General features: G+C 45.9%; 1 protein-coding gene. It reads right to left on the bottom strand.

Annotated features, from left to right (window positions below; genetic code table 11):
- A partial coding sequence (locus tag SB658_RS23325; RefSeq protein WP_410602654.1) for a DUF2268 domain-containing putative Zn-dependent protease occupies nucleotides 1–279 on the bottom strand: 279 nt, incomplete at both ends.

The following is a 279-nucleotide window of genomic DNA, read 5'->3' as shown; positions in this document are numbered from 1 at the left end:
CGTCCATTCCGCCGTAAGACTTGAGCCGAACCGCTCATATACAGCATATTCTGCCAGCCCCTCCATCATGATTGTATCAAGAAATGTCTCATCTTTTTCGTCCTTTGTCACATGTTCTAACCGGCAGACGTGATTATATTCATGTGTCATAAGGGCGGATACAGCTGAATTGGAACTATCCGACGATAGAAAGAGGAACATTTTGTCCCGAAAGGCCAGACCGGATTTTGATCCGAATTCCTGACGGATTTTCCGGTTTCGTTCATCAACGGGCAAAAC

This window comes from Bacillus sp. SIMBA_008, from assembly GCF_046535495.1.
Taxonomy (GTDB): Bacteria; Bacillota; Bacilli; order Bacillales; family Bacillaceae; genus Bacillus; species Bacillus subtilis.
This window is presented reverse-complemented; position numbering and strand designations above follow the sequence as displayed.